Below are 22,137 nucleotides of genomic sequence, written 5' to 3'. Positions count from 1 at the left end.
TGAGCGGCACGCCCCCTCCGTGCGACCCCCCCTTCACGACGGAGACACCGTGCGCCTTCGCCTTCGCCTGCTCGTCGCGCCACTCGCCGCGGCCGCCGCCCTGATCGCCCCGAGCATCCCGGCCGCCGCGGCCGACACCGCCACCGCGGGCACCTCCACCGCGGGCACCTCCGCCCGGGCCGCCACGCCCGCCGACGAGTGCTCCGCCGACTTCCACCAGGGTGACAAGCGGCTCGGCCCCGCCGACCTGCCCACCACCGGCCGGGTCGGCAGGGAACTCGTCGGCTACCAGCGCACCGGCTCCCTGAGCGAGCAGCAGTTCCTCACCACCTACTACGACCCGGCCGGCAACAACGGCGCCGGCGGCTGGATCTACCCGCCGTCCGACGGCTACGTCACCCTGCCCGACGGCACCCCGGTCGAGTTCGATCTCACGCTCTACCCGAACCAGAACATCGACCGCTACGGCAGCGAGTACGGCGCCTTCCTCGCCCCCGAGGGACTGCCCTACTCCACCCGCTCGATCCCGCCGCAGAGCCTCGACGGCACCCCGCCGGCGGGCTGCAACTACCACGACTACAAGGTGGTCAAGCCCTTCAAGGTGCACGCCGGCCCGATCGCCCCGTGGTTCGGCCAGCCCGGCTGGGGCCTGCAGTACCAGCTCGACGCGGCCCTGGTGCCCGGCGGCCCGGCCAAGCTGAACGTGCTCTGGCTGGTCGACAACGGGTACCTGTCCCGGATCGTCTGACCCGGCCGTCCGGGCGGCGCACAGCGGGCCCGCCGTGCGCCGCCCCGCTCACCGGAAGCCATCGGGGGGCGGGGGGCGGATTCCCCGCCGGGAGAATTCGTTGGCGGGAACCGGAACGGGCGGGATAGGAAAGCCGGATGAGCACCACCGAGACCTCCACCGAGACGTCCACCGAGCGACGCGTCCTGCGGCCCGCCACCCTCGACCTGGGCGACGTCGTGCTGCGCCCCTGGGGCCGGGCCCTCGACGTGCCCGGCGGCACCGTCCCCGCCCTGCTGGCAGCCGCGGCCGACCCGGAGATCGCCCGCTGGAACCCGCTGCGCATCGCCGACCCGGCCGGCGCCGAGGCCTACCTCGACCGCTGCGACACCGGCTGGGCCGAAGGGAGCGCGGCCGCCTTCGCGATCACCGACGCCCTCGACGGGGCGCTCCACGGCAACGCCTTCCTGGGCTGGACCGACCAGTCGGACGGCATCGCCACGGTCGGCTACTGGCTGCTCCCCACCGCCCGCGGCCGGGGCATCGCCACCCGTGCCGTCGCCGCCGTCACCCGTTGGGCCGTCGCCACCGCCGAGGCCCGCCGCATCGAGCTCTGGCACGCGGTCGGCAACGAGGCCTCCTGCCGCGTCGCCGACCGCGGCGGCTTCCGCCACGAGGGCACCACCCGGGCCTCCTACCGCTACGGCGACGGCGACCACGTCGACGAGCACCTCCACGCCCGCCTCGCCAACGACCCGGACGCCGGGTAGCCGGGTTCGCCGACCGGCCGACGACCGGCCGCCGTGCCGGTCCTCCCGCTGCCGGGAAACCGGTGGGCCGCAGGCTGCGCGCACGGCGGGGGAGCGGCCTAACCTGGAAGGGCGCGTACGGTGCGTGGCCCGGGAAGGGAAACGGTCGGCCATGACGGTGATCTCGGCGGCTCTCTTCGGTACCGATTGGCGCCCTGCGCCGGCCGGCTCCGCCGAACTGCTGCGCGAGTGCGCCGCCCGGGGCTGGACGGTCGTGCTGACCGGGCCCGGGCCGGGCGGGGCACCGGCCCTGACCGTGACCGCCCCCGGGCGTGACCCGGTGCGGGCCGCGCTGGAACTGGTCGGCGGCACACCGCCGCACGCCGTGGCGGTGGCCGGCAGCGTGCGCGAGGTGCTGGCGGCGAGGCGGGCCGGGGTGCCGTGCGTCGCGCTGGCGGCCGGTGTGGACGCCGGTCCCGAGCTGCGGGCGGCGGGCGCGGTCGAGGTCCACCGCGACGCCGACGCCCTGCTGCGCGTCCTGGACGACAGCCTGCTGGCCCGTCCCCGGGCCTTTGGCCCCGTGGGCGCCGCCGCCGGCGCCGCACCACACGCCGTAACCGGCGGCCCCCTGAGCGGTTAGCGCCTGCCCGGACCGGGCAACCGCCCGGGTGCGAGCACGTCACCGGAAGTGTCGGAGGTGACCGAGATGGACGGACCCGCGTTGAGCGGATGGGAGCGACGGCTTCTTGAGGAGATCGAGTCCGATCTGCGCCAGGACACGCGCCTCGACCGGAAGTTGAGCACGATGGGCGCCAAGCCGCCGAGCCGGGCCCGGCGCGTGCTGCGTGGCGTCGGGCGCCGCCTGTCCGCCGGGGTGGTGCTGACCGCCCTGGTGATGTCCGCGATCTGCCTCAGCATCGGCGTGCGGACCCCGACCACCGCGGTGCTGACCGCCCTCGGGCTGGTGTGGGCGGCCTCGGTGGCGGCGGCGATCGCCACCTCGGCGCTGCTGCGCCGCCGGGCCGCGGGCCGGGACCGGGCTGCGGGCCGGGACCGGGGCGAACGCCGTGCCGAACCCCCCGACCGGGACGAGCGCCGCGAACGCCGCCCCTGGGACCAACCGGAGGCGTGATGACCACCGACCTGTGGGAGTACCGACCGGGCCCCCACCACGCTGCCGAACTGAACCTGACCGGGTACGAGGTGCAGGCGACCGACGGCCCGCTCGGCCGGGTCGAACAGGACACCGGGGACCACCTGCTGGTCGACGCCGGGCCCTGGGTGGCGGGCACCAGGCTGTCCGTCCCGGTCGGCCTGGTGTCGCGGATCGACCACCTGGAGCTGACCGTCCACCTGGACTGCCCGCGCGCCAGGCTCAGCCCCGCCCCGCCCGCCGCCGTCCACCTGGGTTCCGCCTGCGACCCGCACCGGCACTGAGCCATGGGCTGGCCGTCCACCACGCTCACCGGCCGGACGATCGCCTTCCTGGTCGCGCCGTACGGGGCGGAGCAGGTCGAGCTGACCTCGCCGTGGCAGGCGGTGGCCGAGTCCGGCGGCACCCCGCGGTTGCTGTCCACCGGGCCCGGCCGCGTCCAGGCCGTCCGGCACCGGGCCCCGGGCGACACCTTCGCCGTCGACCTCCTCGTCGCCGGGGCGCGGTCGTCCGCCTTCGACGGCCTGGTCCTGCCCGGCGGCGTCGCGAGCCCCGACGCGCTACGGCTGGACGAGGCCGCGGTGGCCTTCGTCCGCGCCTACTGCGCCTCCGGCCGCCCGGTCGCCGCGATCTGCCACGCCGCCTGGACCCTGATCGAGGCCGACGCCGTCCGCGGCCGCACCCTCACCTCCTGGCCGAGCCTGCGCACCGACCTGCGCAACGCCGGAGCCCACTGGGTGGACGAGGACGTGCACGTCTGCCGCGCCGGCCCCGGCCCCCTCGTCACCAGCCGCCGACCCGCCGACCTGCCGGTCTTCAACGACACCCTGGTCACCGAGTTCGTCCACGCGGCGAAGCGGCGGAAGGGCTGAACCCCCTTCCCGGGGCGGTCAGTCGCCGCGCAGCCGGACGAAGGCGGCGGCGGGTGGGCGGCCGGTGAGGGTCAGTTCGGCGCGCAGCGGGCCGGTGAGGGGGTGGACCGGGCCGTGCTCGGGGTCGGTGACGGGCGGGCCGGCGAGGGGGCGGGCGGCCTCGGCGACCTCGCGGGCCTGGACCGGGGTGAGCCGGGGGGTGCTGAGGAGCACCCGGCCGTCGTCGAGTTCGAGGACGAGGGCGTGCGGACGGGAGGCCGGACCGGTGAAGGCCCGGACGGTGGCGTCGAGGGTGTCGCTGCGGCGGTACTTGACCCAGGCGCGGCCGGCGCCGCGCGGGCGGTAGGGGGAGCCGGCGGCCTTGCAGACCAGGCCCTCGACACCGGTGTCGGCGAGGCGGGTCATCCAGTCCAGCGCCTCCGTCCGGTCGGTGGTGGCCAGTACCGGCTGGATCGGCGGCGGGACGTCGGCCAGGGCGGCGAGCAGCAGCCGACGGCGGTCGGTGAGCGGCAGCCGGCGCAGGTCGCGGCCCGGCAGGGCGAGCAGGTCGAAGGCGATCAGGCCGAGGACGACGTCCGGGGCGGCGGCCCGGGCCCGGCGGGTGCGCAGCAGTTCCCCGAAGGCGAACCGGCCGGCCCGCCAGGCGACGAGTTCGGCGTCCAGCACCAGCCCTTCGGGCAGTCGGGCGACGGCGGCGGCGATCGACGGGAACTCGGGGGCGAGGTCGCGGCCGGTGCGGGACTGCAGGACGGGCGGGCGGGCGCCGCGGGCGAAGGCGACGCAGCGGAAGCCGTCCAGCTTCAGCTCGTACTGCACGCCCGCGCCGCCCAGGCCGCCGGCGGGCGGGACGGCGGTGACGGCGGCGGGGCGCATCACCTCGACGGGCGGGTGGAGCACCTGGCGGGGCTGCTCCGGCCGGGTCGCCGGGCCGGCCGGGAGCGGCCGGGCCCGCTCCGGGTCCAGCAGCGGGGCGAACAGGTCGCCGTGGGCGGTGAGGCGATCCGGCACCTCGGCGAGGGTGAACACCAGGTCGTCCGCCGTGCCGGCGCGCTCCAGCTCGGCCCAGGTCAGCGGGGTGGAGACCGTCGGCAGCGGCCGGGCCCGGAGGGTGTACGGCGCGGCGGTGGTCTTCCCGGCGTTGTTCTGCGACCAGTCGACCAGTACCCGGCCGGCCCGCCGGGCCTTCGCCATGGTGTGCACCACCAGCTCCGGGTGGTCGCCCTCCAGTGCGGCGGCGAGCGCCTTCGCGTACGCCGAGACCCGGGTGCTGGGGGTGGGCTCGATCGGGACGAGCAGGTGCAGGCCCTTGGAGCCGGAGGTCTTCACCCAGGCCGCCAGGCCGTCCGCCGCGAGCCGCTCGCGCAGCAGGACGGCGACGGTGCGGCAGGTGAGGACGGAGGCGCCCGCCCCGGGGTCGAGGTCCAGGACGAGACGGTCGGCGAGCCCGGGCGCGGCCGCGTGCCACTGCGGGACGTGCAGCTCCAGACAGCCCAGGTTGGCGGCCCAGAGGAGCGCGGCGCCGTCGTCGAGGACCACCTGGCGCAGGTCGCCGCCGCTGCTCGGCACCTCGACGGTGCGCACCCAGCGAGGGGTTCCGGCCGGCGGGTTCTTGGCGATGAACACCTCGGCCTCCACCCCGTCCGGGCAGCGCAGGAAGGAGACCGGGCGGTCGCGCAGGTGGGGGAGCAGGGCGTCGTGCACGGCGGCGTAGTAGCGCAGCACCTCGCCCTTGAGGGTGCCGGTGCGCGGGTAGTACACCTTGTCGAGGTGGGAGAGCGCGAGGGTGCGCCCGTCCACCGTGAGCTGCGGCATTGGGTGCTCCCCGGAGCCTGGGTGGGCCTGTGCGTGGCCCCCGCAGCCAGTCTGCCCGGGCGGCGGCGGGGGCGCAGCCGGTCCACCGGCGTCGGAGGCGGGCCGCTCAGCCCCGCGCGGGGGCGGCGGGCCGCGGCGCACCCCGGTAGGTGCCGAAGTACCACTGGTTGCCCTCCGGGTCGGCGGCGGCGAAGTCGCGCGAGCCGTAGTCCGTCTCGGTGAGCGCGGTGGTGATCCGGGCCCCGGCGGCGACGGCGCGGTCGTGCACGCCGTCCGGGTCCGCGGTGACCACGTACGCGGTGAAACCGCCCGGCCGGCCCGGGCAGGGCGCGCCGCCCTCGGGCGTCTCCCGGTCGGAGCCCAGCATCACGCCGCCGCCCTCCGGCCAGGCCAGTTCGGCGTGGGCGACGAACCCGCCCTCACCGTAGGCGACGACCTCCTGGAAGCCGAAGGCGTCGACCAGGAAGCGGATCAGGGCCCGGGCGTCGGTGGCGCGCAGGCTGGGCCAGACCTGAGGGGCGGGGGCGGTGCCGTCCATGGCTGTCTCCTCGGGGGGGGGCTGGTTGCTTACGCCTCCCACTCTGCGGCCGCCGCACCCGCCCCGCCTTGGACGTTTCGGAACTTCGCCTCCTCCGGCCCCTCCGCCGCCAGCCACGCGCTCGGCGCCGCCCCGGCCAACGCGCGGAACTCCCGGGCCAGGTGCGCCTGGTCGAAGTACCCGCAGCGGACGGCCAGGTCGCCGAGCCGGGGCGGCGGCGCGGCGGCCAGCAGATGGCGGGCCCGGTCGAAGCGGATCACCCGGGCGGCGGCCTTCGGCGTCAGACCGGTCTCCCGGCGGAACCGCTCCTGGAGGTGCCGGGCGCTCCAGCCGGTCTCCCGGGCCAGCGCCGCCACCGGCAGGGCGCCGTTGCTGCGCCGCAGCGCCCGCCAGGCCCAGCCGACCTCCGGCGGCACCTGCCCGGACGGGCGGGCGGCCCGCAGCAGCGTCCCGTCCAGCACGGCGAAGCGCTCGGACCAGGTGCGCGCGGACCGCAACTGCTCCTGGAGGCGCGGGCCGAGCCGCCCCAGCACCTCCTCCGCCGGGAGGTCGATCCCGGCCAGCTCGCCGGCGGGCAGCCCGAACAGCGCCCGGGCGGCCAGCGGGTGCACGGCGATCTGCACGCCGGACTGCCGGCCGTCGTGGGTGATCAGCGCCGGACCGGTGTGCAGGCCGCCGAGCAGCGTCGGGTAACTGCCGGGCGGCTGCGCCGGGTCGGGGTGCCCGGCGATCACCAGCGGCTCGTCCAGGGTGAGGATGAACGTGAGGTACGGGGACGGCAGGCCGCGGTGCAGGGCGGGCGGGATGCCGCGCTGGCGGTACCCGGAGTACCAGGCCACGTACGGGCGCAGCGCGGGCGCGGGCCGGGCGCGGACGGCTTCGTCGATCCGGCCGGTGGCGGTGTCCGCGCCGGCTGGGGACGTCTCGGGGGTTTCCGTCGTCACGTTCCCAGTATCGACCGCCCGGGCCCGGCCGGTCCCCCGTACCGGCCGGGCCCTTCGAGGGTGCCGCGCGGCGGGGGCGGGTGTCTTGGACAAACGCGCACCGGGGCCGCCGAGTTCGGCCGCCCTGCGGGCGTCCCGGTGGGGCGGCTGTCTCGCTTAGTGGATCATCCTTTCTTACCAGGCGAGATGGGCGCACACTGGTGGGCATGGGAAAGCAGTACGAGAGCATCGACGGCAGGCTGCGGGAGTTCATCGAACGGCAGCCCGTCTACTTCGTCGCGACCGCGCCCCTCTCCACCGACGGGCACGTCAACGTCTCACCCAAGGGCCGCTCCGGCACGCTCGTGGTGATCGACGAACTCACCCTCGCCTACCTGGACTTCGGCGGATCCACCGCCGAGACGATCGCTCACCTGCGGGAGAACGGCCGGATCACGCTGATGTGGTGCGCCTTCGACGGCCCGCCGACCGTGGTGCGGGTGCACGGCCGGGGCGAGCCGGTGTTCCGTGACGACCCGCGCTTCGCCGGGCTGTTGGGCCGCTTCGACCCGGCCGTCGACGGCTCCGGGTTGCGTGCGATCGTGCTGGTGCGGGCCGAACGGGTCAGCGACTCCTGCGGGTTCGCCGTCCCGCTGATGGACTACCGCGCCGACCGCGAGCTGCACGCGCAGTTCTTCGGCCGCAAGGACGAGGAGGAGTTCAGCACCTACTGCGAGGGCAAGCAGTACGTCGGCACCAGCATCGACGGCCTCCCCGCTCTCCCGCTGCCGCTCCCGCCCCGGCCGGACAGGACGTAGCGGCTCTCTTTCCGTCAGGCCCGCGCTACGGGCAGGGTTCCTCGACGCGCATCACCGTCAGGCCGATCACCTGCCCGGTCAGCACCTCGCCGGCCGCCGGGCTCTGCCCGCACACCCGCCACTCCCACTGCACCACCACGACCCGCCCCCGCGGATCGGCGTCCCGCACGCTGACCGGGTACCAGAGGGGCAGCAGCGCCCGTGCCGCCAGGACGGTCTGGCCGCGCAGCTCGGGCATCGGCGGGTGGGGCGGGCTGGGTGCGGGGATCGCGTAGCCGGGCCGGTCGTCCGGCGGCAGCGTACGGCCGGGATCGGTGTGCGGATCGCAGGCGGCCAGCCCGAGCGAGGCCACGAGCACGAGCAGGGTCCAGGTGCGGCGCATGATCCCCCCGGTGGAATTCGCCTACGGTCCCGGCGAACCGACCGTACCTGCCGTGCGGTGCGCCGGATCGGTTCGTGACCGGCTCGCGGCCGGAACGTCGCCACCTCGGTACTCGCTCGGGCCCCCGGGGTGGCTCGTGCCGGAGCGGAACGGCGCCGCCGGTCGCGCTACGGACGGCAGTCATCCGGTTGCCCTGCGTGTCGGATGGGGGGAGCGTGATGGTCATGATACGAACCCTGCGTGCGGCCGCCCTGGCCGCGCTCTCCGCAGTCCTCATGGCCTGGCCGGTCCAGGCCGTCGCCGCCCCGCGCGCGGAGCGGTCGGCGACCGCGCGGCTGTCCGTCGAACTCTGCCCGCCCCGGGGCCCGGTGGTCCCGGGCGAGAGCGGGATCCTGGAGGTGCGCGTCACCAACCAGGGCCCGGCGGCGACCACCGATCCGACCCTGGTGGTCGTGCATCTGCCCCCGCCGGGCGTGGTGAAGTCGGCCGACCCGCCGGTGGAGCTGACGTACTTCGGGACGGGCAGCTCCTACGCCGTCCCGGCCGGCCTGGCGCCGGGGGCCACGTCCGTGGAGCGGCTGTCGCTGTACGTGGCGCCGATCACCTCTCCGTTCACCACGATCAGCGGTGACGTGCAGGCCTTCTACCCGGGCGACCCGGACCAGTCCGGCCACACCACGCCGTACAGCTTCACCACCGCCGACACCCAGGCCCACTTCATGGTCGGCGCCTCCTCCGCCTGGCAGGCCGGGCACCCGGTGCCGCAGCCGGGCGACCTCACCGGCGCACCCGGGGCCACCATTGACCTGCCGCTGTGGGTGTACAACGCGGGTCCGTCGTACTCGACCCACCCGATCGACGTGCGGATCACCGTGCCGGAGCACACCACACTGACCAGCCCGACGCCGTCCGGCTGCACGGCCACCGGGCCGCGGACCCTGACCTGTCACTACGGGGTCGGGCCGCGCTACCACGACGCGATCTTCATCGACCCGGCCGTGGTGATCGATCCGGCGACGACCGCCGGCCAGGTGCTGCCCGGCGGGACGCTGGACGTGGCCGGGCGGGAGGACTGCCCCTCGCCCGACTGGCACACCGACTTCTCGGTGACGGTGGCGGCCGGCGGCCCGCCCGGCGGCGGTCCGGAACGGGCCCCGGTCCGGTAGCCCGGCTCGCTCGACCGCCGTCCGCGGACCGGCGCGTGCGGTCGGCCGCAGCGGGCGGGAACGCGACGACGCCGCCGCACCCGGGGAGGGTGCGGCGGCGTCGGGGGCCCGGGACAGGCGGGCCGGGGGGGGGTGGGACTACTTGCCCAGACCGGCCTTGACGGAGCAGATCGGCCAGGCGCCGGGGCCCTGCGAGGCGAGGACCTTCTCGCCGATGGCGATCTGCTGCTCCTTGGTGGCCTGGTGGGCCTGCGGGGCGTACGCGGTGCCACCGAAGGCGGCCCAGGTGCTGGAGGTGAACTGCAGGCCGCCGAAGAAGCCGTTGCCGGAGTTGACGGCCCAGTTGCCGGTGGCCTCGCAGGAGGCGACCTTGTCCCAGACGGTGGCCGGCGCGGCGGAGGCGCTGGTGGCCGTGACGAGGCCGGCGACCGGCAGGGCGGTGATCGCCCCGGCCATCAGAGCCATCCGGACGCGGTTGCGGCGCTTCGGGGTGGCGGTGGTGGTGGCAGCGGCAGTCTCGTTACGGAAGGTCATGCGGGTCCTTTCGGAGGAGGCTGCGAGCGCGCGGAACCAGGCCCTCGGAAGGCCGTTGGTTTCGGGGGACACGTCACTCGCGTGGTCCGGCACCGTTCCGGTTCCGGGGCGGTGAAGCCGACCGGAGCGGAGTGCTTGGTGCAACGGATTCGAAGGTACGGGGGCGATTGAGGCGGTTTCAAGGATTTGGAGGTTTAGGCACGTCAGGGGGCTGTTACCGGGCGTAAGGATCAAGGAAATGACATGATTTGGCCCGATTTGCCACCATTTGCAAGATCAAACCACCCGGCGAAGTGGCCTGCGTCACGCCGAACGCCGTGTGAGCCCGCGCACATCGTCGACAGCGCGTGACGCCCCGCGAGCCCCCGGTGGCGAAATCGCCGCACCGTCCGGCGCCCCGGGTGGCCCGCACCACAACGCTCACCGGGAGGCCCCCCTCCGCTCACGCACGGTGGCGGGCATAGCCTCGGGGCCATGAGCAACGAGAGCGATGCAGAGGACGTGGAGGCCGTCGGCGGCGCCGGGGAGCCCGGGACGGCGGCGGCCCCCGCGGGCTTCGAACTGGGGACGGACGGGCCCAAGGTGATCCTGGCGGGGCTGGACGGCTCCGACTCCTCCTGGCGCGCCACCGCCTACGCCGCCGGGCTCGCCCGCCGCCAGGGCGCCACCCTCGCGGTCGCGTACGTCCAGCCGATCCTGGGCGCGGCCACCGCGCTGGCCGGCGCCGCGGTGGAGGAGACCACCCAGGAGATCGCCGACGAGCTGCTGGCCGCCCTGCGCGAGGCCGAGCACCACGTGAAGGAGGTGTGGCGAGTGGAATGGCGCTTCCTCACCATGCGCGGCGACCCCTATACGGGGCTGGCCAAGCTCGCGGACGAACTGCGCGCCGACGCCGTCGTGGTCGGCGCCTCCGAGCAGGCCGGGCACCGGGTGATCGGCTCGGTCGCCGTCCGCCTGGTGAAGGCGGGCCGCTGGCCGGTCACCGTGGTGCCGTAGCGCGGCCGGGCCGCCCGGCGGGCGGCCCGGCGGCGGCGGGTAGGGTGCGTGACCATGACGGAAACGCCGGGCGCGCACCCCACCGGGCCCGCCCACCCGACCGGCAGCGACCTGCACCTCGACCTCCCCGCCGTCGGGGGCCGCCGTGCCGCGCTGATGGCGGCCCTGCGCGAGGCGATCCGCAGCGGCCGGCTCGCACCCGGCACCCGACTGCCGCCGTACCGCGCGCTCGCCGCCGACCTCGGGCTGGCCCGCAACACCGCCGCCGAGGCGTACGCCGAACTCGTCGCGGAAGGCTGGCTGACCGCCCGTCAGGGCTCCGGCACCGCCGTCGCCGAGCGCGCCGAGCCCGTCCCGCCGAGCCCGTCCCCTCGACCCTCCCTGCGGCCGGGGCCCGTCCACGACCTGCGCCAGGGCCAGCCGGACGCCGCGTCCTTCCCGCGCACCGCCTGGCTGGCCGCCGCCCGCCGGGCCCTGACCGCGGCGCCCAACGAGGCCTTCGGGCCCGGCGATCCGCAGGGCCGGCGCGAACTGCGCACCGTCCTCGCCGACTACCTGGCCCGCGTCCGCGGGGTGCGCACCGACCCGGACCGGATCGTGGTCTGCTCGGGTTTCGCCCACGCGCTGCGGCTGCTGTTCGCCGGCGGGGCGCCCGCCCTGCCGCCCGAGTCGACCGGGCCGCTGGCCGTCGAGGCGTACGGGCTGGGATTCCACCGCGGGCTGCTGGCCGCCGCCGGGGTCGCCACCGTGCCCCTTCCGGTCGACGAACACGGCGCCCGGCTCGGCGGGTTGGCGCGCCGTCAGGACGTCCGGACGGCGCTGCTCACCCCCGCCCACCAGTTCCCGACCGGCGGACCGCTGCACGCCGGCCGCCGCGCCGCCGTGGTCGACTGGGCGCGCGGGCGCGGCGGCCTGCTGCTGGAGGACGACTACGACGGCGAGTTCCGCTACGACCGCCAGCCGGTCGGTGCCGTCCAGGGGCTCGACCCCGAGCGGGTGGTCTACCTCGGCTCGGTCAGCAAGAGCCTGTCACCGGCGCTGCGGCTCGGCTGGATGGTGCTGCCGGACCACCTGGTCGACCGGGTGCTCGCCGCCAAGGGTGAACGCGAAGGCTGGGCCAGCGCGTTGGACCAGCTGACCCTCGCCGAGCTGATCGACTCCGGCGGCTACGACCGGCACGTGCGGCGGATGCGCCGCCGCTACCGGGAGCGCCGGGACCAGCTGGTGGCCGCGCTGGCGGCGAGCGCCCCGCACGTCGGGGTCTCCGGCGTCGCGGCCGGCCTGCACGCCGTCCTGCGGTTGGAGCCCGGCACCGAGCGCGCGGTGCTCCAGGCCGCCGCCCGCCGGGGCCTGGGCCTGGACGGGCTCGCCGACTTCCGGTACCCGGGGATCGGCCCGGAGGCCATGCCGGCCATGGACGGCCTGGTCGTGGGCTACGCCACGCCGCCCGACCACGCCTACCCGGCGGCGCTCGCCGCGCTCTGCGACATCCTGCCGCCGCCCGCCTGAACCGGCCGGGCCCGGGGCGTCCGGACCGGCACCGAACCGCCGGGCGACCGGCGCCGGCCGGCCGGCCGGAGCGGCGGGCGAAGCATAGGGCCCCGGGCGGGGGAGTGGGGGCGGAACGCGGCCGGGGTGGTCCGCGGTGTCCGCCCCCGACTCGTGCGTCGGTACGGACCGGGGCGGAGCGGGGCAACGGAACCGGTACCGAGCCCTACGCTCCTTGGTCATGCGCAGAACACATTCGAGCCGTGTCGCCCTCGCCGCGTGCCCGGCCCTCGCCGTCGGTCTGCTCCTCTCCGCCACACCCGCCCAGGCCGACACCCCGTTGCCGTTCACGGCCGTCTCCGACCGGCAAACGACCGTCCGGGGCGGCGAGTTCACCCTGACCCTGACGCTCAGCAACCCGTACGACACGCCGATCCAGTTCGTGTACCAGAGCGTTCAGCCGACCTACCAGACCAGTCTGGAGAACGGCCTCAAGTTCACCGCCACGGCCTGCGGCACCCAGACCAACGGCTGCAGTGACAACGTCCACGGCGGGATCGCCCGGTACAACGTGCCGCTCGCCCCCGGTGCCACGAGCAGCTTCACGGTCACCTACACCGTGGCGCCGGACTCGACCTGTGGCGCGGCGACCAGGATCGACTTCTACTCCTACCTGTACTACGAGTACAAGGGGGGCGAGGCCAAGAACTCCGGCATCGTCGGCATCCCCGGCAGTCAGATCGCCTGCGCCTGACGCATCGCCCGACCGGCGCTCCCTCGCCGTTTCCCCGTCGCACCCCCACTGCGCATCCCCGATCCCCCGTCAGGTGCCGGCCGCCCCCGTCCCGGCACCTGACGGGCCGTTCGCGTGCCCGGATCCCGGCGGCGGTCCGCTCCCGCCGATGTCGTACGGGAGGTACGCCGCCTGTCCGCTGCCTACTGCCCGCTGTCCACGCGCGGGCGGGGCGTCGGTCGCGCGGGATCCGCGACGGGGAACGGATGTTCTCGCGACCCGGGGCCCGAGCGGAATGGGACTGCTTCAGATTCACCCTATCGGGGGGTAGTCGGCCTCCGCGCGGGCTCGGTCGGGCGATGGTGATCTAGGGTTCCCGATGGGCCGCCGGGAGACGGTGGCCGTGATCGCGATGAATCGCCAACACACCCATCGATGCGCGTATCTGATGATCCATCATGGCATCAGTCGAGGTGGACAGGGGTGACCTAGTCGCCGTCCCACCCTGACCGCGTGATCCGACCAGATGAATGGAGAACCCTGCCGATGCCCGTGGACACGAGCCCGGAGACAGCGCAGGTCCCGCAGCAGTCCAGCCTCACGACGGCCGCTGCCCGCAACCTTGCCACCACGACCAAGTCCGCACCGCAGATGCAGGAGATCACCTCCCGCTGGCTGCTCAAGGTGCTTCCCTGGGTACAGGCCGCCGGTGGCGCCTACCGTGTCAACCGACGGCTCACCTACACCGTCGGCAACGGTGTGGTCGAGTTCATCAAGACCGGTTCCCAGGTCCGGGTGATCCCCGCCGAGCTGGGCGAGCTCGCCCTGCTGCGCGGCTTCGAGGACGAGGAGGTGCTGACCGCCCTCGCCGACCGCTGCGAGCAGCGCGACTTCGGCCCCGGCGAGGTGCTCACCACCCAGGGCGGGGCCGCCGACCGGATCTTCCTGATCGCGCACGGCAAGGTCAACAAGATCGGCACGGGCAAGTACGGCGACGACACCGTGGTCGGCGTGGCCGGCGACGGCGACCGCTTCGGCGACGACGCCCTGCTGAACCCGGACGCCGTCTGGGAGTTCACCGCCACGACCGCCACCGCCGGCGTCGCGCTCACGCTGACCCGCCGCGACTTCGCCGCCATCCGGGACAACTCGCCGAGCCTCCAGGAGCACCTGCTCGGGTTCCTGGCCCTGCCGCAGCAGGCCCAGAACGAGCGCGGCGAGGCCGAGATCGCCATGTCGGCCGGCCACCACGGCGAGTTCGAGCTGCCCGGCGCCTTCGTGGACTACGAGCTCAAGCCCCGTGAGTACGAGCTGAGCGTCGCGCAGACCATCCTCAAGGTCCACACCCGCGTCGCCGACCTGTACAACGAGCCGATGAACCAGATCGAGCACCAGCTCCGGCTGACCATCGAGGCGCTGCGCGAGCGCCAGGAACACGAGCTGGTCAACAACCCGGAGTTCGGCCTGCTCAACAACGCCGACTTCGACCAGCGGATCCAGACCCACTCCGGCCCGCCCACCCCGGACGACCTGGACGAGCTGCTCAACCGCCGCCGCGACCCCGACTACCTGCTCGCCCACCCGAAGACGATCGCCGCGATCGGCCGCGAGTTCAACGCCCGCGGCCTGTACCCCCACCACGTCGACCTCGGCGGGCAGCAGGTGCCGGCCTGGCGCGGGGTGCCGATCCTGCCGTGCAACAAGATCCCGATCACCAAGGAGAACACCAGCTCCATCCTGGTGATCCGTACCGGTGAGGACAACCAGGGCGTCATCGGCCTGCACCAGAACGGCATCCCGGACGAGTACCAGCCGTCGCTGTCGGTCCGCTTCATGGGCATCGACGAGAAGGCGATCATCTCCTACCTGGTCAGCGCCTACTACTCGGCCGCGATCCTGGTGCCGGACGCGGTCGGCGTCCTGGAGAACGTCGAGATCGCGCACCGCCGCCACTGAGGACGGCCGACAGCGGGGCCGGGCCGTAACCGGCCGACTCGAAGATCGTTTGACCTGATGACGGACGGCCCGCCCCCGAAGGCGGGCCGTCCGCCTGATCGTGCCCCATCACGTCTGATCATGTCCGATCGCGCCTGTCCGCGTTCTCCGTGCGGGCCGGGCGGATCGCCCTGTTCTGATCCCGTCCCCGGCGACCCGAGAGGTGAGTGGAGCCCATGCCGCAGCGCCGGCAGTCCCGACGGATATCGCTGGACGGCGGTGGGGGTGCGGCCTCCGGTCGGCGGACCAGGCTGATCGGCGCCGCGGTCGGCGTGGTCGCGATGTTCGCCCTGGTCGGCGGCGCCTCGGCGGCCGGCGCCGGACGCCACGGCGGCGGGGAGCAGCGGCACGGTACGGCCGTCGACTCCTGCGTCTGCACCGGGACGGACGTGTCGGTGCAGGTCGGGCCGGGCGGGGGCGTGAGCGTCGGGGTCGACGTGGACGTCCAGGTCGGCGTCACCGTCGCCCCGAAGGCCGAGGGCCCCGAGCTCCCGCGCTGGCACCACCCGTGCGGCGGGCACGGGGGCCATGGCGGGGGAGACGACCGGGACCACGACGGGGACCACGACGGGGACTGGTGGCACGGGGGCTGGTGGCACCACCACCATCACCACCCGTACCCCTGCCCGAGCCCCACGCCGACGCCGAGCCCCACCCACACGCCCAGCCCGACGGCGGACCCGTCGCCGAGCGCCACGCCGACGCCCTCACCGACGTCGAAGCCCAGTCCGGCTCCGACACCCGTCCCCACGCAGTCGCCGACCCCCGCGCCGACAACGCCGGTTCCCAGCAGGACACCCGGGCCCACCCCTCCGCCGGCGGCACCCGCGCCCCCTCCGCCGCCCGCGCCGAACCCGCCCGCGCCTCCGGCGCCGGCCCCGGCGGCTCCCCCGGCACCGGCCCCGGCGGCTCCCAGTCCGGACGCGCCGAGCCCGGTGCGCCCGAGCCCGCCGTGGCCGACCCCGGCGGCGCAACCCGTGTACCACGTGCGGGCGGCGCAGCCGCCGGCCCCGCTGCAGCACCACCACAACGCCCCGGCGACGACCACCATGCTGCTGGTCACCGTGCCCGCCATCCTGGCGGCGGCGGCCCTGCGCCCGGGCCGTGGACGCGGCCGCGGCCGCGGCCGTTCCGGGCGGTCCTGACCGCCCCGCCGAGGTGGCCCGCCCCGGCCCCCGGTCCGGCCCTGGAGCCCGACCTGCCCGGCCCGGGGCCGGCCTCGACCCTTTGTTCCGTCACAAGCCGAGCCAGAGAAGGGAGTTCCCATGTCCGAATGGTTGGCGCTGGCCGTCGCGATGGCGGCGGCCTGTGCCGTCGTGGTGGCGGTGGTGGTGCTGCGGCACCGCCGGGTGGGCACCGAGAAGAACGTCGACGAGACCCCGGACGTCATCGACTACATCACGATGATGATCGGCGTGGTCTACGCGATCGTCCTCGGTCTCGCCCTCGCGGGGGTCTGGGAGGCGCGCGGCGCCGCCCAGGACGACCTGTTCCGGGAGGCGCAGTCGTTGCAGGAGGTGAGCGACCGGGCGGTGGTCTACCCGGCCGAGTTCCGCGACCAGGTCCGGGCCGACGTGGACGCCTACGTCTCGTACGTGGTGAAGGTCGAGTGGGACTACATGCGCAAGAACGGCGAGATCTCCGACAAGGGCACCGAACTGCTGGACAAGCTGCGGGTGGACGTCGCCACCCGGCCGCCGGCCTCCGAGCTGGAGTCGCAGTCCTACCAGCCGATCATGGACCGGATCAGCCAGGCCGACGACGCCCGCAACTCGCGCGGGCAGAACGCCGGGCCGACCATGCCCGGGGTCGTCTGGTTCGGCCTGATCACCGGTGCCGTGGTGACCGTCGGCATGCTGTTCGCGCTCCAGATCCGGCGCACGCCGAGGGAGTTGATCCTGGCGGGCTGCTTCAGCGCGCTGATCGCGTTCCTGCTGTTCATGATCTGGGACTTCGACGATCCGTTCGGCCGGAGCGTCTCGGTGACGACCCAGCCGTTCGTCGACCTGTTCCCCTCCCTCGGGCTCAAGGGCTGAGCAGGGCCCGCCGAACCTCGCCGAAGCCGGTGGGCCCGCGCGGATCTGCGCGCGGGCCCACCGGCGTGCCGGACGTCAGCGCAGGCTGCCGTCCATGGAGTTGAGCAGCGTGCCGGAGGCGTCGTCGTTCTCCAGGGAGAAGGCGAACAGGCCGCCCAGGCCCTTGCTCTTGGTGTAGGCCCCGCGCGCCTGGATGGCCTGCGGGGTGTCGCCGGTCCAGAAGTTGGTGCCGTCGTAGACCCAGCTGCTCTCGGTGACCGGGTCCCAGTGGGTGGTGGCGGCGGTCGGGTTGAGCTCCTTCCAGGCGGCCAGTCCGGCCTCCTGGCTCAGCGGTTTGGCGGCCGTCGGGCCGGTCGCGCTCTGGTACAGGCCGTAGTTGGAGCCGGCCGGGACGCCCGTCCAGCCGCGCCAGTAGAACGGGATGCCGAGCACCAGCTTGTTGGCCGGGAAGCCGCCGGGGATGCCGTACTCGGGCAGGCCGGTGGTGTACGCGGCGAGCATGGTGTCCACGTTGTACTTGCGGGTGCCGGGGGTGATCGGCGTGGTCGGGTCGGCCGGGCTGTCGTGCAGCGGGTCCTGGTGGTTGGTCGGGCCCTTGGCGTCCCAGGCGCCGTGCATGTCGTAGGACATGACGTCGGCGTAGTCGAGGTAGTTGCCGATCTTGTCGGTCTCCAGCTGGGCGATCTTGTCCTGGCCGCTGGGCAGGGCGGCGGACAGCAGGTAGCGCTTGCCCTGGGCGGAGCCGAGCGCGTCCAGCTGGGTGCGGAACTCCTTGAGCAGGAGGGTGAAGTTCTGCTTGTCGGCGGGGGAGTAGTGGTTGCCGGTGTGGCCGCCGGCCGAGCCCGGGTACTCCCAGTCGAGGTCGACGCCGTCGAAGATGCCGGCCGCCGTGGCCGCGCCGCCGGAGGCGTCGCCCGCGACGCCGGTCGGCAGGTTCCCCTTGAGGAACATGTCGACGCAGGAGGAGACGAAGGTCTTCCGGGAAGCGTCGGTGGCGGCCGCGTCGGAGAAGTACTTGGAGTACGTCCAGCCGCCGATCGAGATGGTGAACCGCAGGTTCGGGTACTTGGCCTTGAGCTGGCGCAGCTGGTTGAAGTTGCCCTTGAGCGGCTGCTCCCAGGTGTCGCTGCTGCCGTCCACGCTGGTGCCGGAGTTGTAGTCGGACTGGTAGTCGGCATAGGCGTCGCCCGCGCCGTCACCGGCGTTGGGGTTGTTCTCGTTGGTCGAGTCGGAGGCCTTCACCGCCTGGAAGCAGGTGAGCTTGGTGGGGTCGATGTTGGCGAACGCGTAGTGGATGACGTCCAGCTTGCCCGCGGCGCCGCTGGTGTCGACGTTCTTCGGGTAGTACGCGTTCTCGTAGACGCCCCACTGGTCGAAGTAGGCCGAGCGGACGGGCTGTTGCGCGGGGGCGGCGGCCGTCGTGGTGCTCACCGCGGCGGACTGGGCCGAGGCGTGGGAGCCGGAGTAGCCCTGGACGCTGAAGGTGTACGCCTTGCCGGGCAGCAGTGAGCTGACGGCGACGGAGGTGCCCATCGAGGTGGCGACCAGCTGGCCGTTGGACCACACCTTGTAGGCGATCGGGCCGTCGCCGGTGGTCAGGGTGGAGGGCTGCCAGGTGAGCACCACGGCGCCCGCGGTGACCTTGCTGACGCCGACGCCGGTGGGCGTGGTGACCTTGCCGTCCCCGGCCGGGCCGCTGGCGGTGGCCGTCGCGGTCGGGCTGCCGGACGCGGTGGGGCTGGTGGTGGGGCTGCCGGTGGCCGTCGGACTGCCGCTCGCGGTGGGGCTTGTCGAGGTGGTGGGGCTGCCGGACGCGGTGGGGCTGGTGGAGGCCGTCGGGCTTCCGGTGGCCGTCGGGCTGCCGGTGGAGGTGGGCCCGGCCGGGCCGGTCAGGCTGAGGTCGTCGGCGTAGTAGGCGCCGGTGCCGTACCAGCCGTGGGTGAAGACCGTCACCGAGGTGGTGGTGGCGCCGGTGGTGAAGGTGGTGCTCAGCTGGTTCCAGCCGGTGCCGCCGGGTGTCCACACCGAGGAGTTGACGCCCGTCCCGGTGGCGCCGAGGTAGACATAGCTGCCCTGGACGAAGCCGGACAGGGTGTACGTGGTGTTCGGCTGGACGGTGACGGTCTGCTGGCACTGCGCGGTGTCGGAGGCCGAGGCCGCGCCGCTGAGCGCGTAACTCCCGCCGTGTACCGGAGTGGTGACGACGGAGCCGTTGGCGCAGGTCCAGCCGGCCAGGGTGCCGGCCTCGAAGTCGCCGTTGGCCAGCAGGTTCACCGGGGCGGCCGAGGCGGGGCTGAGGGTCAGGGCGAGAGCGGCGCCGCTGGTGCTGAGCGTGGCGCCGAGGGCCAGGGCCAGGGCCCGTCTGCGCGGAGCGGTCCGGCGCCCGGCGGCCTGGGTGGGCCGTGCGGGCATGACGCGGTCGTGCATGCGGTGTGTCCTCCGGATGTGTGGGGGTTCCGGCGGTGCGTGGCCCGGGGTGGGCCGGGGGAGCCGCCCGGGCGCTGTGGGGGCGCGCGGACAGGTGGAGCGTGCCGACGTACGGACGGCGGGCGCGGCGGGCCGGCTGACCCGCTCGCGTCACGACATCACAGATTGGACTGGACCAATATTCGCCGTCAAGGGTGTCCGCCCGCTGGACCGTTCCGGGCCGCCGACGCCCGGGCCCGGTAGGTTGACCGCTGCGGAGCAGGCCCGCCGAACGGAGGACTCGCGATGGACAGCCAGGACTGGGACGACCGCTACGCCGCGACCGAGCTGGTGTGGGGCGCGGAGCCCAACCGCTGGGTGGTCCGCGAACTGGCCGGCCTCACCCCGGCCCACACCCCCGGCCACGCCCTCGACCTGGCCGCCGGCGAAGGCCGCAACGCCATCTGGCTGGCCGGCCGGGGCTGGGAGGTCACCGGGCTGGACTACTCCGCCGTCGCCCTGGAACGTGCCGAGCGGCTCACCGCCGACCTGCCCGACGAGGTCGCCGACCGGCTCACCTGGCGCCACGGCGACGCCCGCACCTTCGAGGCCCCCGCCGCCGGCTACGACCTGATCCTGGTCGCCTACCTCCAGGTCCCCGCCCAGGACCGGCGGGCCGCGCTGCGCCGCGCCGCCGCGCTCGCTCCCGGCGGGACCCTGCTGGTGGTCGGGCACGACCTGAGCAACCTCACCGAGGGCGTCGGCGGCCCGCAGGACCCGGCCGTGCTGTTCACCCCGGAGGACGTCCTCGCCGACCTCGCGGACCGCGGCCTGCGCACCGTCCGGGCCGAACGGGTGCACCGGACGGTCGGCCCGGAGCCCGGGCACAAGGGTGAGGGTGACGGCGTCGCGGTCGACGCGCTGGTGCGCCTGGAGCGGGGTGCCGAGTGACGGGGCGGCGAGTGACGGGACAGCGAGTGACGGGGGACCAGGTGATCGGGGGCCGAGTGATGGAGCACCGGGTGATGGAGCGCCGAGTGGCGGCGCGGCCGGCCCGGCGCACCCTGCTCACCGGCCTGGCGATCGCCGCTCCGGTGCTGCTGGCGGGCTGCTCGGCCTCCTCCGGCAAGGCCGGTAGGAAGGCGGGCAAGGAGGCCGCCGCGGCCAGGGCGAGCGACGCGGGTGGCGAGGCCCTGGTGATGATCATCCGGCACGGCGAGAAGCCGGACGGCAGCCACCCGGGACTGGACGAGAACGGTGGGCACGACGGCAAGTCCCTGACCGAGCGCGGCTGGTCCCGCGCCCGGGCGCTGCCCACCCTGTTCGCCCCGCCCGCCCCCGGCCTGCGCACCCCCGCCCGGATCCTCGCCGCCGCCGACCAGGGTCCACTGGCGGGGGCGCACCGGATGCGGCAGACCGTCACCCCGCTCGCCGCCAAGCTCGGGCTGACCGTCGACACCGGGTACGCCGAGTCCCAGGAGACGGCGCTGGCCGGCGCCGCCCTGGCGGGGCCCCAGCCGGTGCTGATCTGCTGGGAGCACTCGCGGATCCCGCGGATCGTCGAGGCGCTCGGCGCCGCCGGCAGCGGCGCGCCCGCCACCTGGCCGGACCGCTTCGACCTGGTCTGGGTGTTCGCCCGCCCGGCCGGCGGGGCCTGGACCTTCCAGGAGGTCCGCCAGCACCTGCTGGACGGCGACGCCTGATCCGCCTGCGGGCGTACGCGATATGACGAAGCGTCAACTAGCTTGTGAGTCATGAGGACTCGCACGTTCTTCACCGCCGCGGCCGTCGCGGTGCTGCTGCTGTCCGGCTGCGCCGAATCCGGCTCCGAGGGCGGGCCGCAGCCCCGGCCGACCCGGGGCAGCGGCGCGCCGCCGACCGGGGGCGAGCGCAGGGCCGACGGCGCCGAACTGCTCTACCGGGCCGAGGGCGGTCGCAGCGCCCAGAACCCCGCCTTCGCCCCGGACGGCCGCTCGGTGCTGCTCACCGAGTTCAGCGAGGGCTACAACAAGGGCGCCGCCGCCCTCGGTGTGCTGCCGCTGGACGGCGCCCGCACGCCGCAGAAGGTCCTGGAGGATCCCGACAAGGCCGCCGTCAACCTCCCGGGCACCAGCTGGAACGCCGCCACCGGTGCCTTCACCTTCGCCACCGACCGGGAGTCAGGCCACGACGAGGTCTGGCTGATGACGCCCGGCGGCAGCCCCGAGCGGGTCACCCGGCACGAGGACAACAGCGGCTACAGCGAGCCGAGCTTCTCCCCGGACGGCGTGTGGATCGTCTTCCAGGAGAGCTGGGAGCCGGAACACGCCGCCGTGCACGGCGACGACGCCGAACAGGACTCGCTCTGGAAGGTCCGCCGCGACGGTGGCGCCCCCCTCCGGCTGGTCGACGGCAAGGGCACCGGCACCGACAACCGGCAGCCGAACTGGTCGCCCCGGGGCGACCGGATCGTCTTCCAGCGGCGCGCCGCCGGCGCCGAGAACTGGGCGCTGTGGACGGTCGGCGCGGACGGCACCGGCTTGCGCCAGGTCACCGACGTGCCGGGCGAGCACACCGATCCCACCTGGTCCCCGGACGGTCGGTACCTGGTGTTCTCCTCCGACCTCGGCGGCCTGCCGAACGCCCAGGTCTTCGTGGTCGCGGCCGACGGCGGCCGCCCCGTCCGGGTGACCGGCGACGACGGCTCGTACGACGGCGCGCCGAGCTGGTCCCCGGACGGGAAGTGGATCGCCTTCGAGTCCGCCCCGGGCGGCGAGGCCAACCCCGCCGCCCTCTGGCGCATCCCCGCGCCCGCGCTCTAGGCCCTGTC

23 protein-coding genes and 1 pseudogene are annotated in these 22,137 nt (G+C 74.7%); 16 read left to right on the top strand and 8 right to left on the bottom strand.

Annotation, left to right across the window (positions count from 1 at the left end):
• The first annotated feature begins 49 nt into the window (after positions 1 to 49).
• From ABT015_RS15015 to ABT015_RS14990, 6 genes are all read left to right on the top strand, one after another.
• Complete coding sequence (locus ABT015_RS15015) at positions 50 to 748, top strand: TNT domain-containing protein (protein ID WP_350879425.1); 699 nt, start codon at positions 50 to 52, stop codon at positions 746 to 748.
• Positions 749 to 885: 137 nt separating this feature from the next.
• A complete protein-coding gene (locus ABT015_RS15010) occupies positions 886 to 1,497 on the top strand; it encodes a GNAT family N-acetyltransferase (RefSeq protein WP_350879424.1) in 612 nt (203 codons plus the stop codon).
• A gap of 151 nt (positions 1,498 to 1,648) precedes the next feature.
• Positions 1,649 to 2,116: an HAD family hydrolase gene (locus ABT015_RS15005; protein ID WP_350879423.1), complete on the top strand. Its 468-nt coding sequence runs from the start codon at positions 1,649 to 1,651 to the stop codon at positions 2,114 to 2,116.
• Between the two features lie 66 nt (positions 2,117 to 2,182).
• Positions 2,183 to 2,608 carry a hypothetical protein gene (locus ABT015_RS15000; protein WP_350879421.1) on the top strand — a complete coding sequence of 142 codons (426 nt, stop codon included), beginning with the start codon at positions 2,183 to 2,185 and terminating at the stop codon, positions 2,606 to 2,608.
• Complete coding sequence (locus tag ABT015_RS14995; protein ID WP_350879420.1) at positions 2,608 to 2,913, top strand: PRC-barrel domain containing protein; 306 nt, start codon at positions 2,608 to 2,610, stop codon at positions 2,911 to 2,913. The genes ABT015_RS15000 and ABT015_RS14995 overlap by 1 nt, the downstream gene beginning before the upstream one ends.
• 3 nt (positions 2,914 to 2,916) lie before the next feature.
• On the top strand, positions 2,917 to 3,501 hold the full coding sequence (locus ABT015_RS14990) for a type 1 glutamine amidotransferase domain-containing protein (protein WP_350879419.1): 585 nt from the start codon (positions 2,917 to 2,919) through the stop codon (positions 3,499 to 3,501).
• An 18-nt stretch (positions 3,502 to 3,519) separates the two neighbouring features.
• Here ABT015_RS14990 and ABT015_RS14985 read toward each other — a convergent pair whose 3' ends face one another.
• The 4 genes and pseudogenes from ABT015_RS14985 to ABT015_RS14970 all read right to left on the bottom strand — a co-directional run bounded on the left by ABT015_RS14985 (position 3,520) and on the right by ABT015_RS14970 (position 6,795).
• Positions 3,520 to 4,374 (bottom strand): ATP-dependent DNA ligase, encoded by an 855-nt coding sequence (locus ABT015_RS14985; protein ID WP_350879563.1) that lies wholly within the window; start codon positions 4,372 to 4,374, stop codon positions 3,520 to 3,522.
• 60 nt (positions 4,375 to 4,434) lie between these two features.
• Positions 4,435 to 5,313, bottom strand: a pseudogene (gene ligD / locus ABT015_RS14980) (non-homologous end-joining DNA ligase); the annotation flags it as partial.
• 106 nt (positions 5,314 to 5,419) lie between these two features.
• The gene (locus ABT015_RS14975) at positions 5,420 to 5,851 is read right to left on the bottom strand and encodes a VOC family protein (protein ID WP_350879418.1); all 432 of its coding nucleotides are present in this window, start codon (positions 5,849 to 5,851) and stop codon (positions 5,420 to 5,422) included.
• A 29-nt stretch (positions 5,852 to 5,880) separates the two neighbouring features.
• Entirely contained in the window at positions 5,881 to 6,795 is a 915-nt protein-coding gene (locus tag ABT015_RS14970) for a helix-turn-helix domain-containing protein (RefSeq protein WP_350879417.1), read from the bottom strand.
• Between the two features lie 206 nt (positions 6,796 to 7,001).
• Between ABT015_RS14970 and ABT015_RS14965 the strand changes: the two genes are divergently transcribed.
• On the top strand, positions 7,002 to 7,592 hold the full coding sequence (locus tag ABT015_RS14965) for a pyridoxamine 5'-phosphate oxidase family protein (RefSeq protein WP_350879416.1): 591 nt from the start codon (positions 7,002 to 7,004) through the stop codon (positions 7,590 to 7,592).
• Between the two features lie 25 nt (positions 7,593 to 7,617).
• Here ABT015_RS14965 and ABT015_RS14960 read toward each other — a convergent pair whose 3' ends face one another.
• Positions 7,618 to 7,974 carry a hypothetical protein gene (locus tag ABT015_RS14960; protein ID WP_350879414.1) on the bottom strand — a complete coding sequence of 119 codons (357 nt, stop codon included), beginning with the start codon at positions 7,972 to 7,974 and terminating at the stop codon, positions 7,618 to 7,620.
• Between the two features lie 224 nt (positions 7,975 to 8,198).
• On the opposite strand from ABT015_RS14960, the gene ABT015_RS14955 reads away from it, so the two are divergent.
• On the top strand, positions 8,199 to 9,140 hold the full coding sequence (locus ABT015_RS14955) for a hypothetical protein (RefSeq protein ID WP_350879413.1): 942 nt from the start codon (positions 8,199 to 8,201) through the stop codon (positions 9,138 to 9,140).
• A 138-nt stretch (positions 9,141 to 9,278) separates the two neighbouring features.
• On the opposite strand, the gene ABT015_RS14950 is transcribed toward ABT015_RS14955, so the two are convergent.
• A complete protein-coding gene (locus ABT015_RS14950) occupies positions 9,279 to 9,674 on the bottom strand; it encodes a transglycosylase family protein (RefSeq protein ID WP_402452231.1) in 396 nt (131 codons plus the stop codon).
• Between the two features lie 474 nt (positions 9,675 to 10,148).
• Here ABT015_RS14950 and ABT015_RS14945 point away from each other — a divergent pair, with 474 nt between their 5' ends.
• The 4 genes from ABT015_RS14945 to ABT015_RS14930 all read left to right on the top strand — a co-directional run bounded on the left by ABT015_RS14945 (position 10,149) and on the right by ABT015_RS14930 (position 14,847).
• On the top strand, positions 10,149 to 10,670 hold the full coding sequence (locus ABT015_RS14945) for a universal stress protein (RefSeq protein ID WP_350879412.1): 522 nt from the start codon (positions 10,149 to 10,151) through the stop codon (positions 10,668 to 10,670).
• Positions 10,671 to 10,724: 54 nt separating this feature from the next.
• Positions 10,725 to 12,179 carry a MocR-like pyridoxine biosynthesis transcription factor PdxR gene (gene pdxR, locus ABT015_RS14940; RefSeq protein ID WP_350879410.1) on the top strand — a complete coding sequence of 485 codons (1,455 nt, stop codon included), beginning with the start codon at positions 10,725 to 10,727 and terminating at the stop codon, positions 12,177 to 12,179.
• A gap of 220 nt (positions 12,180 to 12,399) precedes the next feature.
• Entirely contained in the window at positions 12,400 to 12,912 is a 513-nt protein-coding gene (locus ABT015_RS14935) for a hypothetical protein (protein WP_350879409.1), read from the top strand.
• A 525-nt stretch (positions 12,913 to 13,437) separates the two neighbouring features.
• Positions 13,438 to 14,847 carry a family 2B encapsulin nanocompartment shell protein gene (locus ABT015_RS14930; RefSeq protein ID WP_350879407.1) on the top strand — a complete coding sequence of 470 codons (1,410 nt, stop codon included), beginning with the start codon at positions 13,438 to 13,440 and terminating at the stop codon, positions 14,845 to 14,847.
• Positions 14,848 to 15,493: 646 nt separating this feature from the next.
• Here ABT015_RS14930 and ABT015_RS14925 read toward each other — a convergent pair.
• Positions 15,494 to 15,949, bottom strand: a complete 456-nt coding sequence (locus ABT015_RS14925) for a hypothetical protein (protein ID WP_350879406.1) — start codon at positions 15,947 to 15,949, stop codon at positions 15,494 to 15,496.
• 202 nt (positions 15,950 to 16,151) lie between these two features.
• On the opposite strand from ABT015_RS14925, the gene ABT015_RS14920 reads away from it, so the two are divergent.
• A complete protein-coding gene (locus tag ABT015_RS14920) occupies positions 16,152 to 16,922 on the top strand; it encodes a bestrophin-like domain (RefSeq protein ID WP_350879405.1) in 771 nt (256 codons plus the stop codon).
• Positions 16,923 to 16,997: 75 nt separating this feature from the next.
• On the opposite strand, the gene ABT015_RS14915 is transcribed toward ABT015_RS14920, so the two are convergent.
• Positions 16,998 to 19,349 carry a glycosyl hydrolase family 18 protein gene (locus ABT015_RS14915; protein WP_350879404.1) on the bottom strand — a complete coding sequence of 784 codons (2,352 nt, stop codon included), beginning with the start codon at positions 19,347 to 19,349 and terminating at the stop codon, positions 16,998 to 17,000.
• A gap of 285 nt (positions 19,350 to 19,634) precedes the next feature.
• Here ABT015_RS14915 and ABT015_RS14910 point away from each other — a divergent pair, with 285 nt between their 5' ends.
• From ABT015_RS14910 to ABT015_RS14900, 3 genes are all read left to right on the top strand, one after another.
• Positions 19,635 to 20,279, top strand: coding sequence for a methyltransferase domain-containing protein (locus ABT015_RS14910; RefSeq protein WP_350879403.1), 645 nt, complete (start codon positions 19,635 to 19,637; stop codon positions 20,277 to 20,279).
• A 74-nt stretch (positions 20,280 to 20,353) separates the two neighbouring features.
• Positions 20,354 to 21,031 (top strand): hypothetical protein, encoded by a 678-nt coding sequence (locus tag ABT015_RS14905; RefSeq protein WP_350879401.1) that lies wholly within the window; start codon positions 20,354 to 20,356, stop codon positions 21,029 to 21,031.
• A gap of 51 nt (positions 21,032 to 21,082) precedes the next feature.
• Positions 21,083 to 22,129, top strand: coding sequence for a TolB family protein (locus ABT015_RS14900; RefSeq protein WP_350879399.1), 1,047 nt, complete (start codon positions 21,083 to 21,085; stop codon positions 22,127 to 22,129).
• Positions 22,130 to 22,137: the final 8 nt, after the last annotated feature.

Source organism: Kitasatospora sp. NPDC094016 (assembly GCF_040304045.1).
In the GTDB taxonomy this organism is placed as follows: domain Bacteria; phylum Actinomycetota; class Actinomycetes; order Streptomycetales; family Streptomycetaceae; genus Kitasatospora.
Note: the sequence above shows the minus strand (reverse complement) of the source record. Positions and strands in the feature narration are given on the sequence as shown.